At 42.6% G+C, this 12,012-nt stretch carries 11 protein-coding genes; 8 read left to right on the plus strand and 3 right to left on the minus strand.

The features are described from left to right. Positions 1-15 precede the first annotated feature (15 nt). A complete protein-coding gene (locus tag OSCIL6407_RS0123990) occupies positions 16-1,473 on the plus strand; it encodes a carotenoid oxygenase family protein (RefSeq protein WP_007358267.1) in 1,458 nt (485 codons plus the stop codon). Positions 1,474-1,536: 63 nt separating this feature from the next. On the opposite strand, the gene OSCIL6407_RS0123995 is transcribed toward OSCIL6407_RS0123990, so the two are convergent. Continuing rightward, on the minus strand, positions 1,537-2,391 hold the full coding sequence (locus tag OSCIL6407_RS0123995) for a 16S rRNA (uracil(1498)-N(3))-methyltransferase (protein WP_007358268.1): 855 nt from the start codon (positions 2,389-2,391) through the stop codon (positions 1,537-1,539). Positions 2,392-2,472: 81 nt separating this feature from the next. After that, positions 2,473-4,452, minus strand: coding sequence for a sulfite reductase, ferredoxin dependent (gene sir / locus OSCIL6407_RS0124000; RefSeq protein ID WP_019487764.1), 1,980 nt, complete (start codon positions 4,450-4,452; stop codon positions 2,473-2,475). A 326-nt stretch (positions 4,453-4,778) separates the two neighbouring features. On the opposite strand from sir, the gene OSCIL6407_RS0124005 reads away from it, so the two are divergent. Next, a complete protein-coding gene (locus OSCIL6407_RS0124005; RefSeq protein ID WP_007358270.1) occupies positions 4,779-5,036 on the plus strand; it encodes a chlororespiratory reduction protein 7 in 258 nt (85 codons plus the stop codon). A 109-nt stretch (positions 5,037-5,145) separates the two neighbouring features. Here OSCIL6407_RS0124005 and OSCIL6407_RS0124010 read toward each other — a convergent pair whose 3' ends face one another. Then, positions 5,146-5,694 (minus strand): DUF2854 domain-containing protein, encoded by a 549-nt coding sequence (locus OSCIL6407_RS0124010; protein ID WP_007358271.1) that lies wholly within the window; start codon positions 5,692-5,694, stop codon positions 5,146-5,148. 165 nt (positions 5,695-5,859) lie between these two features. Here OSCIL6407_RS0124010 and OSCIL6407_RS0124015 point away from each other — a divergent pair, with 165 nt between their 5' ends. The 6 genes from OSCIL6407_RS0124015 to OSCIL6407_RS36355 all read left to right on the plus strand — a co-directional run bounded on the left by OSCIL6407_RS0124015 (position 5,860) and on the right by OSCIL6407_RS36355 (position 11,950). Further along, entirely contained in the window at positions 5,860-6,840 is a 981-nt protein-coding gene (locus tag OSCIL6407_RS0124015) for an ABC transporter substrate-binding protein (protein ID WP_026103843.1), read from the plus strand. A gap of 9 nt (positions 6,841-6,849) precedes the next feature. Then, positions 6,850-9,513: a hybrid sensor histidine kinase/response regulator gene (locus OSCIL6407_RS0124020; RefSeq protein WP_007358273.1), complete on the plus strand. Its 2,664-nt coding sequence runs from the start codon at positions 6,850-6,852 to the stop codon at positions 9,511-9,513. Then, entirely contained in the window at positions 9,503-10,873 is a 1,371-nt protein-coding gene (locus tag OSCIL6407_RS0124025) for a GGDEF domain-containing response regulator (protein WP_007358274.1), read from the plus strand. The genes OSCIL6407_RS0124020 and OSCIL6407_RS0124025 overlap by 11 nt, the downstream gene beginning before the upstream one ends. A 61-nt stretch (positions 10,874-10,934) precedes the next feature. Further along, entirely contained in the window at positions 10,935-11,120 is a 186-nt protein-coding gene (locus tag OSCIL6407_RS34795) for a hypothetical protein (protein ID WP_148288922.1), read from the plus strand. 278 nt (positions 11,121-11,398) lie between these two features. Continuing rightward, on the plus strand, positions 11,399-11,680 hold the full coding sequence (locus tag OSCIL6407_RS0124030; RefSeq protein ID WP_007358276.1) for a hypothetical protein: 282 nt from the start codon (positions 11,399-11,401) through the stop codon (positions 11,678-11,680). 96 nt (positions 11,681-11,776) lie between these two features. Continuing rightward, positions 11,777-11,950: a hypothetical protein gene (locus tag OSCIL6407_RS36355; RefSeq protein ID WP_007358277.1), complete on the plus strand. Its 174-nt coding sequence runs from the start codon at positions 11,777-11,779 to the stop codon at positions 11,948-11,950. The last annotated feature ends 62 nt before the right edge of the window (positions 11,951-12,012 follow it).

Raw genomic sequence — 12,012 nt, forward strand, 5'->3', positions numbered from 1 at the left:
CAAAATCTCTACATTATGCAGAAACTAGAAATTCATCAACCCGTATCCTACGATCGCAAAGACTGGCAGCGCGGCTATGAATCCCAAACCCAGGAATATAACTACTGGATCGACGATGTAGAGGGTGAAATTCCCTCAGATTTGCAAGGAACTTTTTTCCGCAACGGCCCCGGTTTACTGGATATTAACGGGCAAAAAATTCACCATCCTTTTGATGGCGATGGCATGGTTTGCGCGATCGCCTTTGCCAATGGTCGCGCTCACTTTTGTAATAAGTTTGTCCGCACGGAAGGTTATCTCGCCGAACAAGAAGCAGGTAAAATCCTCTATCGTGGCGTTTTTGGAACTCAGAAACCGGGGGGATTGGCGACGAATATTTTTGACTTAAAAATCAAAAATATTGCTAACACTAACATTATTTACTGGGGCGGCAAACTTTTGGCACTATGGGAAGCAGCAGCACCCTACCGACTCGATCCCTATACTTTAGAAACTTTAGGATTAGAGTACCTGGACGGGATATTAAAGCCTGATGAACCGTTTTCAGCTCATCCTAGAATTGAAAGCAGAGGCGGAAAAGGTAAGAGATTGGTCAACTTTTCTGTCAAGCCTGGACTATCTAGTACCATTACTATTTATGAACTAGATGCTGATGGGAAACTCTTACATCGCCACAGTCATGTAATCCCAGGTTTTGCGTTTTTGCATGATATGGCAATTACGCCTAATTATTGCATCTTCTTCCAAAATCCTGTAGCGTTTAATCCTTTGCCTTTCGCTTTGGGATTAAAAGGTGCGGCGGAGTGCATTAAATTCGATCCGAAGCGCCGAACACAAGTAATTTTAATTCCCCGCAACCCAAATCAAGGGGAAATAAAATTCTTAGAAGCTGAGACTTGTTTTGCCTTTCACCACGCTAATGCTTGGGAAGAAGCAGGGGAAATCTTTGTTGATTCTGTTTGCTATGAATCTTTCCCAGATGTGGAACCGGGAAAAGATTTTCGGGAAGTCAATTTTGATAGCATTCCGGCGGGAGAGTTGTGGCGTTTTCGGCTGAATTTACAAGAGGAAACAGTTCAACATGAAGTAATTGAGCGCCGATGTTGCGAGTTTCCAGTTTTGCATCCCGATCGTGTTGGTCAGTCTTATCGATATCTTTATATAGGAGGTGCTGAGGCTGAATCTGGGAATGCTCCTTTGCAGGTAATTTTAAAGATTGATTTGACTAAGAATGAGCGTCAAATTTGGAGTGCTGCACCGAGAGGTTTTGTGGGAGAACCTGTTTTTGTGCCTCGCAATTCTTTTGAGAGTGAGGATGATGGATGGTTGCTAATATTAATGTATGATGCGGCTAATCATCGGTCTGATGTGGTAATTTTGGATGCTCTTGATATTACTAAGGGGCCTGTGGCGAGGTTGCATTTGAAGCATCATGTTCCCTATGGTTTGCATGGTAGTTTTACATCAATATAACTTACGCAAAACTATCCGTAACGCCGCCATCCTGGCGGTATTCTTACCGCCAGGATGGCGGCGTTACTTAACGTGCGTAATTCCCGATCGAATATCTAATACCCCGGCAATTATTGATAATGCAACAATCGGTGCTGTCACCGCTCTCAGAATTCTACTCCCCAAAGACACAGGTTGAAAACTAAACTGGATCGCAGTTGTTACCTCCTTCTCCGTCCATCCCCCCTCTGGCCCTGTAGCGATTACAATCGATGGGTAATTAGTAATTTGTGATTGGTGATTGGTGATTGGTAATTGGTAATTGGTAATTGGTAATTGGGAATTGATAATTGGTGATTGGTGATTGGTGATTGGTGATTCTTCCTTTTCTATTTTATTATCTAATAAGCAATCTAATAAATGCCGTGAATCGCCGCGAGCAACACAAATATATTTATACTTTCGATCGCAATTTTCTACCCCAACAGCAAAGGAAACGGGCTCTAACATTACAGGTACAATTTGCCGTTCTGACTGCTCGGCCGCCTCAGCCGCAATCCGCTGCCACCGCTCAATCTTCTGAGAACTCGGCTTGAGTAAGGTGCGATCGCTAACTACAGGTATTATACAATATACCCCCAACTCTACCGCCTGCCTCACAACATCATCAAAGCCATTTCCCTTGGGCAAAGCCGCCATCAGGGTAACATCTACATTCAGCTCACTTTTAATAAAAACTTCCTCTTGTATAACGGCAACTGCATCTATTGCGGCCAACTCAGCCAGCCAGCAATGCCCCCGCCCGTCCATCGCCAAAAAGCGATCGCCCTCTCTCAACCGCAAAACTCGATACAAATAATGCTGCTGCTGTGCAGTCAGGATTATTTGTCGATCTTGGAGTTGAGAAGGAGCGATCGCTAATCGTTGTAATTGGGCCATGTGACGTTAGATTTTAGATATTCAATCCGAGATTTTATTCAATCTCAAATCTACAATCTAAAACCTACCATCGGCTCAGCCTTATTCCTTGATTTGTTTCAAGTAAGCCGAGATTGCCTCTGTAGCTAGCTGTGTTATCGGCTTACCCTGACGGGCTGCTTCATCTTTCAGCTCACTGTAGATTTCATCGCGAACGCTAATTCGACGACGGACTTTGGCAGCACCTGCGGGGCTTGTCTCATCCCCATTGTCGTTACTAGCAGTAACTTCTAATTCATTGATCTCAGTGGTCATCGAGGCAGCAGATGGGTAGTTGGTTACAAAATGACGGATATATTCCATCCCAACGCGATCGCAAAAATCTCCGAAACTCTCTCCTAAATTCCGTCCTTGTTTAAAACAAACAAAAATCGGCTCTAGAAAAGTTTCCAGGCCATTAAAAGGAACTTTCTCCTCAAAAGGTTTTGCTAGGCGCGTTTGGTCAGGAGAACCACCCAGCCAAACTTGATAGGCTTCAGGGGCACTCCCAACAAATCCCAATTCTGCCATATAAGGTCTCGCACATCCATTGGGGCAACCAGTCATCCGCACGACAAAATGCTCTTGCGGCATTCCCAATTTCTCTAAAACTGCCCGAATCCGGTCTAAAATTCCCGGTATTACCCGTTCTGATTCAGTAATCGCCAGCCCACAGGTCGGCATTGCCGGACAAGCCATTGAATAGCGCACTAAGGGGTCGATCGCAGTTTCCGATTTAATTCCGCAGCGATCGAGAATTCCTTGAATTTCTTGTTTGCTATCGGCTGAAATCTCGTAAATCAGTACATTTTGGTGCGGTGTAACTAACATCGGCAGGTTGTATTTCTGCACAATTTCCCGCAGCGCCGTTTTTAGCTGAAATCCGCCTTCATTCTTAACTCGGCCATTTTCTATGGAAATGCCGACAAAAAGTTTGCCGTCACCCTGTTCGTGCCAACCCAAGAAATCATAGTATTTCCACTCCGGTAGTGGCTTAAAAGCTGCTAGGGGTTTGCCAAAATACTCTTCTACTTTTGCCTTGAATTTCTCTACGCCCCAGTCATTGATCAGATATTTTAACCGGGCGTGGCGGCGGTCGGTGCGATCGCCATAATCTCTTTGCGTTGCCACAACAGCCTTAACCAAATCGTAAACATCATCTTTTGCCACATAGCAAATCTCATCGGCTACCCGTGCAAAAGTCTCTTCTTTATTGTGAGTGCGGCCCAAACCCCCACCAGCAAATACGTCAAACCCTTCTAACTCCCCAGCGGAGTTAACAATGACCACCAAACTCAGATCCTGGGAATACAAGTCAATGGAATTGTCTCCCGGTACTGTCACCGAGCACTTAAACTTCCGGGGCATATAGTGCGCCCCGTAAATTGGCTCTTCCTTGTCCGCGAAGATAGTCCCGTTTTTATTCTCTTGTCTCGCCGCCGTCACCGCTGGGTCTTCTTCGGCCGTTACTGCCTTTTCGCCATCTAGCCAAATCTCGTAATAAGCACCCGTCTGAGGTGTGAGCAAATTAGCAATATTCTCGGCGTACTGTCTAGCAAACCCATAGTCTGGGCGATTTTTATAGGGTGCTGTCGGTGCCATCACGTTGCGGTTTAAGTCGCCGCAAGCTCCTAGAGTTGACCCCATACTTTTTATAATTGACGAAAACACGACTTTGAGATTTTTCTTCAAAACGCCGTGTAGCTGGAAACCTTGACGAGTCGTGGCCCGCAGCGTACCGTTGCCATATTCCTCAGAGAGTCGGTCTAAGGTCAGGTAGAGCTCCGGCGGCACGAATCCCCCAGGATTGCGGGTGCGGAGCATCATTTGAAAGTCTTTCTCCTGGCCCTTAACCCGATTGTCGCGGTTGTCCTGTTGGTAGGAACCGTGAAATTTGAGGATCTGAATGCCGTCTTCGGTGAAATGCGTTGTGTCTTGCAACAGCTCAGTTGCAACGGGTTCCCGCAGGTAGTTGCTGCGTTCTTTCCAGCCTTCTGCTTTAGAGAGCTTGCGTTGGGTGGGAGCGATCGGAGTTTGAGTCATGGATGCAGTGCCAGTTGTAATCAGCAAAATTTACTTGTATATTCCTTGACAAAATCACTCAAAAATGCTTGAGTAGGAAAATTAATAGCGGTAATCCGGTGGGAATTGTGTTCAATCATTTTATTTTAACATGAGGGCATGGCGAAGTTGCGATCGTAATCAATAATTTAAGATTGCTCGGTAAGACCACTTTGCAGGAGGTGTTTTCACTCCCTAGAGGTCGGCGTTACGTGAGTTAAAATTGCTGGTAACGCTACTTTGCGGGATATATTCTGAGCGCCGATACGGTCTTAGCTGAGCTACGAATAATTGATAGAGGAACAAAAATGCCAAATTCATTAATGTATGAAGAAAACTATTTTGTAGTCTTGGAGCAAAATCAGCCAGAGCAATTCTTGACTACCGCAGAACTGCTAGAAAAGCTGAAGCTGATTTTAGCTCAGCGGCAGGATGATTTGCCGAGGGAAGTGCAAAAATTTACCTCTGTGGAAGCTCAAGCCCAACATTTGATCGACACTTACTGTGAATTAGATGTCGGGCCTGGAAACTTTTTACAATGGTATGCTGTGCGATTGGAAAAGTAAGATTTATTGCTAATTGCTAATTGCTAATTGCTAATTGCTAATTGCTAATTGGGGAAAGACATTCCTACCTTCCCCATCTTCCCCATCTTCCCGATCACCTTTTCCTTCCCTAAGCTTTGGCTGCAATTAAAGCCAAATCAATTTGATTTTCAGCAGGTTGAGTAACTTGAGCTTTTAAACCAGGGCCGAAAAAAGTAGCAATTTTCTCCTCTTTTTCTTGCCAAGTTTCTAGGGGAAACAACGGTGAATAAAATTTCAGAACTAAAGTATAAGCACCATCAATGGTAATTTCTTGCAACCCTTTGAGCAAAGGTCTTTCCTCATCTGTGGGAGCTAAACCCAAACGTTTAAGAGCATCATCTAAGTGAGCTTCTTGACCATACCGGTAACGAGTTACATCCTTACGAAGTTGATTTTGAGTAGGCGTAGCCTGCTGTTCTCGCAGGGCCAATACTTCGGGAGTTGTGGGTGTGGTGAAAGGTACTGGGGTGAGTTCAGAGGCTTTCAAGGCTAGACCTCCGAGTAGCAGTGGAACTCCGTAAAAAAATCCTGCCAGATTGAGGGTAGGATTACCGGCAAAGTAGGCCCAGAATCCACCAAGTGTTAAAATACTGCCGACAACTAAGCCGACGATCGCTAAAGAAATTTGACGTAACATATTCAGTAGGTTAGTTTGGGGGATGCACCGAATATAGCAGTTTTCAGTTGCATGAGAACAGGATAATTGCTAATTGCTAATTGAGAATTGAGAATTGTTATTGATTATTAAGTCCAGAACGATAAGAGTTTAGCAGAAAAATGATTAAAAAATATCGAGAATACTATGCTTAAACTACTTAGATACATTAGTATGTCCCTGATTACCGCCTGTTTGCTATTTGCTTGTCACGCTTGGGCACCGACTGAAGTAAAACGCCCTCCTTTGAAAGTGGAATTTACATCTTTTGTTGGGGAGCATTCAGGCATCATTGCTCAAGAAAAAGGATTCTTCAAAGCCCAAGGGGTAGATGTAGAATTAATTTATAAACGATACATCCAATTGGAAATAGCAAATTTCAGTGCGGGTAAATATGATGGCATGGTATTGACCTTGGGAAGTTTTATCAACTTGAGTGCCACAAATCCAGATATACAAGCTGTGGTGGTTATAAATGAATCAACAGGCGCAGATGTGGTAGTCGTCCAATCGCAAATTAAAACCGTCGCTGACTTAAAAGGTAAAAAATTGGGTGCAAATCTAGGCGGTTTTAGCGAAATTTTCGTGACAGAAATGTTGAGAACTGCTAACTTAACCAGCGATGATGTGAACTTGGTTAAATTAGAGGCTTCAGACATTCCTCAACATCTGGAAAATAATACTATTCAAGCCGGACACACTTGGGAACCTCATCTTTCTGAAGCGATTAAATCAGGGGGAAATATCCTATTTACCAGCAAACAAACTCCCGGTTTGATTTTAGATATGATTGTCTTTCGTGGTGAGACAATCCGCGATCGCCCCGAAGATGTTGGGGCATTTGTACGAGGATGGCTAGAAGGCTCTGCCTACTGGAAAGCAAATGTTCAGGAAGGAAATGCTATCATTAGCAAGGCATTAGAAATTCCTCTTAATACAATCTCTCTGGAGGGAGTAAACCTAACTAATTTAGGTGAAAATCAAAAATTCTTTCTATCTAGCAACCCTAACTCCATTTACAAAACTGCCAAAATCTATGCAGACTTTTTTATTCGCGCTGGAAACGTGACGCGCATTCCTGAGCTAAAAAGTTTATTTAATTCTTCTTTCTTAAACCCTCCCTCCTAGTTTAAAGCCATGCAGCATTCCCTTTTGGGCAGCATCCGTACAAAGTTGATCGCCTGCTTTCTGATTGTTGCTTTGATTCCTTTGCTATTATTGGCATTTCTTGACAAACAGACAACTGAAAAAGCCCTAACTGACAACGCAAAACAAGCCCTATCTGCGGCGGCTAACGAAACTGCTAACAGAATAGATGCCTTTATTGATGCAAATCTCGATGCCGTGCGCGTAGAGGCGATTTTACCAGGTTTGGCACGTTACCTCAGCCTAAATCCAAAACAGCGAAATAACAGCCCCGAAATGCAATTGGCGACAGAAACATTAATCCGTCTCAGTCGCAAAGATATGATCAATATTCTCTCATACTCTTTGCTCGATTTAAACGGGAAAAATGTATTGGATACCCATACATCAGATATTGGCAAAGATGAATCTGGTCAAGATTACTTTAAAAAACCAGTGCAAACGGGGTTATCTTTTGTTTCTAGCATGAAGCGATCGCCGACAATTCCTGACCTTGTCACCCTCTTTTTTAGCAGTCCAGTTCGCAATGCCAAGGGAGATATATTGGGTGTATTGCGTGTTTCATACAATGCTACTGTTGTCCAGCAGTTAGTAACTCGACAAACTGAACGGGCTGGGGCAAAATCTTTTGCTATTCTTTTAGATGAAAATAATATTTATCTGGCACATAGCACTAGACCAAAAATGATTTTTAAATCAATTGTACCTTTGCCTGCCGATATTGTAACTCAACTGCAACGGGAAGGGCGTTTATCTAATTCTCCCGTCAAAGAATTAGCAACTAATGAGTCAAAGCTTAAGCAAGCATTGGATCATAAACAGTCGTATTTAATTACATCTTTGGCAGCAACAGGCGATCGGGTTAATCTGATTGCGATCGCTCGTTTGCAATATAAACCTTGGTCTGTGTTGTTCGCCCAGCCGATTGCTGTTGCCCTAGCACCTGTAGAAAAGCAAATTCGTGACGCAATGTTTCTATTTACATTTATCGCTGGAGTAGTGACCATCATCGCTTTTGCGATTGGGCAACTGCTAACAAAGCCAATAATTTACCTTACCAATATAGTTTTACAATTTACCGCAGGTAACTTAGATATCCGCATCAAAATTAACTCAAAAGACGAAATAGGTCAACTGGCAAAATCGTTTAATAACATGGCACTTCAGTTACAAACATCTTTTGAAACTTTGGAACAACGGGTACAGGAAAGAACAGCAGAGTTAGTGATTGCTAAAGAAAAAGTAGAGGATGCAAATCAAGCTAAAAGCTTATTTATTGCCAACATGAGCCATGAATTGCGATCGCCTCTCAATGCTATTCTCGGTTTTTCTCAATTGATGGTACGCGCCACAAACTTGCCGCCGGAACAACACGAAAATGCGGGCATCATCTATCGCAGTGGCGATTATCTATTGACACTGATTAATAATGTTCTGGATCTATCGAAAATTGAAGCAGGTAAAACTATCCTCAATCCTAAAGACTTTGACTTACATCTCTTGCTAGATGATTTAGAAGATATGCTGCATCTAAGTGCAACTAATGCTGGCTTAAAGTTGGTCTTCAAACGGCATGAAAATGTCCCCCGTTATATCTGCACCGATCAAGTTAAATTGCGTCAGGTTTTAATTAATTTACTTAGCAATGCTATCAAATTTACCTCCGAGGGTCAAATTACTCTCTCTGTTTTTCAGGGAGATCGCGAAACAACAGATATTTTTAATCTTCATTTTCGGGTACAGGATACTGGGGTAGGGATTGCCGCCGCAGAATTGCCAAAGCTTTTTGATACCTTTTCCCAAGCGCAAGCCGGAAAAGAGATGCAAGAAGGAACAGGTTTAGGTTTAGCTATCAGTCGGAAATTTGTGCAACTGATGGGCGGAGATATTTCCGTAGAAAGTAAATTAGGAAAAGGCACAACTTTCCAATTCAATATTCAGGCAAAATTGGGTCAAGAAACAAATCCCAAGATTTCAGAAGAACATCCAAGAGTGCTGGGGCTTGTTCCCAATCAACCTACATATAAAATTCTCATAGTAGATGATAAACATATTAATCGCAAATTACTAATTAAATTGCTCAGTCCTTTGAGATTTGAGATCGAAGAAGCTAGTAATGGAAAAGAAGCGATCGCGATTTGGGATGAGTGGGAACCCCACCTAATTTGGATGGATATGAGAATGCCTGTGATGGATGGCTACGAAGCTACAAAATATATTAAATCCACCACCAAAGGCAATGCTACAGCGGTGATTGCTTTAACGGCAAGTGTTTTAGAGGAAGAAAAAGCGATCGTGCTTTCGGCTGGGTGTGATGACTTCGTTCGTAAACCTTTTGCTGAATACACCATTTTTGACACACTAGCTAAACATCTTGGTGTAAAATATATCTATGCAGAAACAAATTTGCCGACAATAGATGAGCGATCGGGAACCATCTTAACGTCGCTACAGCTAACCTGTATGCCGAGAGAATGGATTAGTCAACTATACGAAGCAGCACTTGAGGCTAATACAAACCTCGTCTTACAACTGGTAGGAGAAATTCCACAGACAGAAACTCGTTTGATACAATCACTGACAAAACTGGTGCGTAGATTTGAATTTGAACAGTTGGTTGACTTAGTAGAACCCCTAATAACTAATGAATGCTAACTCTGAAACAGAAAGTAAAGGTAACATTCTCCTAGTAGATGACATTCCCGACAATCTGCAACTTTTAAGCGATTTACTCCTCAAACTCGGCTACACTGTTCGCAGCGTCACCAGTGGCAGAATGGCACTAAAAACAGTCCAAGTGAAGCGACCAGATGTGATTCTTTTAGATATCAAGATGCCAGAAATGGATGGCTATCAAGTCTGCAAAGCTCTTAAAAAAGATGAAAGCTTACGCACAATTCCAATAATATTTATTAGTGCTTTAGATGATGTTTTTGACAAGGTGACTTCCTTTAATTTAGGTGGAGTTGATTACCTTACCAAACCTTTTCAGATTGAAGAAGTTGTAGCCCGTCTGGAAAATCAGTTAACCATCCAACGCCAGCAACGACTTTTGGAACAAGAAATTGCTAAACGCAAGGAAGCAGAGGAGGTACTTTATCAGTCCAGAGCATTACTATCTAGTATTTTGAATAGTTCCCTTGATGGCATTGCGGCAATGCAAGCCGTTCGTGACCCTAGAACAGGAGATATTGAAGATTTTCGTTGTTTAGTAGTCAACCCTGTAATTGCTAGAGCCTTTGGCAGTAAGCGTGAAGATATGATCGGCAAGTTAGCACTGAAGAAATTTCTCAGCCGTTTTGAGCCAGAACTATTTACTCGTTTTGTTGAAATTGTTGAGACGGGAGAACCTTTAAAACGGGATTTTTACTCTCCGTCAGGAGAGTCTTCTTGGTATCACTTTGTGGCAGTGAAGTTAGGAGATGGTTTTGCCATTACCATTCGGGATATCACGGCTCGAAAACAAGTCGAAATGGCTCTCCAAGATGCCAATCATAAACTAGAATTACTGGCGAATTTGGATGGCTTGACTCAAGTTGCTAACCGTCGTTGTTTTAACGAGCGTCTGCACAGGGAATGGTCGCGCTTGGCGCGAGAACAACAGCCACTTTCACTAATTTTGTTCGATGTTGATAAGTTCAAATCCTACAATGACTATTATGGTCATTTAGCAGGTGATGATTGTCTCATTAAGATAGCGCAAGCAGTACAGCAGGAAGTTCATCGTCCCGCCGATTTAGTGGCGCGTTACGGCGGCGAAGAATTTGTGATACTTCTCCCCAATACAGATTTAGCGGGAGGGATTAATGTAGCAGCAAACATTCAGCAAATAATTCACAATTTAGCGATTCCCCATAAACAATCTAATGTAAACAATATTGTCACAGTTAGTCTGGGTATCACTTCCTCGATCCCAACGTTAGAAGTTCGGCCCGATACGCTGGTTGCTCATGCAGACAAAGCCTTATATCAAGCGAAAGAATACGGGCGCGATCGCTATTTTACAAATACTTGATACAATGTAAATAGGGGGCCTTAAAAACGGATTTAGTATCAGATATGACTTGGATTGTTCTTTGCTAAAAATAACCTACTATCTCCAGAAGCCACCGCTTAAATTTTCGCAAATCTTGCACATCGACCAAAATTGCCATAAGTCAGCATTAGAAATTAGGGAGGCCGCGATCGCAGACCTGCTGGATCGGATCGGCACTCAAAAAGTTTATGATGATATTACAATCCTTGTCTGCAAGCAAAAATAAATAATTCCAGTTGAGTTTGGTGTAAACTTAGGCCTGTAGGTTTGCCGCCTAGTTGTCACCTAATTTTAGCAACGCTCAACTCAATAGTGTATTATCATCAAATCAGGGTGTAGAGTCAAGCGATCGCGATTTCCGCTAGACCTAACATAAACTCAGCAGTTGGGAATTAATTATTATGGGTTAATCCGGGACTGCCATCCAGATCGCCAGTATCATCAAGATATCTAGATCGCAGCTTGCGATCGCCAAACCTAACCCTCTTAACTCCATCTCAGACCATGCTCAAAGATGAAAATCGACAAGCTACTACTGTCAATAGACCACCAGTTGACCAAAATAGGTCAATCCTAGAGCAGATTAACTCCCTCAAGCGCGAGGATGAAAGGCTCTATAATATCTTAGCGATCGATGTCTGGGCATTAGCTAAGACAATGGATGAGTATCAACCAGGATTCTGGGCAGCTTTTATGAAAAATCGTGAGAAAGCACTGAAGCGATTTTTGTCTGAGATGATTAAGAACAAACCCGCCAATACCAAACGCCCTCCCTTCCTCCGCTAAGCTGAAATCAGCTTCAATGCTCTGGCTAAATATAATAGCAGTTTTTGGCTGTTATAGTTTATATGTTTTTGTTAAAAGTAGCAAAGGAAACAGACAATGGATGCACAAACAATTAGAGAACGGGTAGCAACAATCGAAAGCAAGCGCGAAACCCTAGTCCGCCTGCTAGAAAGACCCGACTTAGGTATTCTTAAAATTGATGTCAGTCAAGCAATTGAAGAAATTGACGACTTAATCGCAGAGTTCAAGCGCACCTTTCCTGATAGTTAATAGTTAACGGTTAACAGTTAACAGTTAACAGCTAACAGTTAACCGTTAACAGTTAACAGCTA

It is taken from the genome of Kamptonema formosum PCC 6407 (genome assembly GCF_000332155.1).
Taxonomy (GTDB): Bacteria; Cyanobacteriota; Cyanobacteriia; order Cyanobacteriales; family Microcoleaceae; genus Kamptonema; species Kamptonema formosum.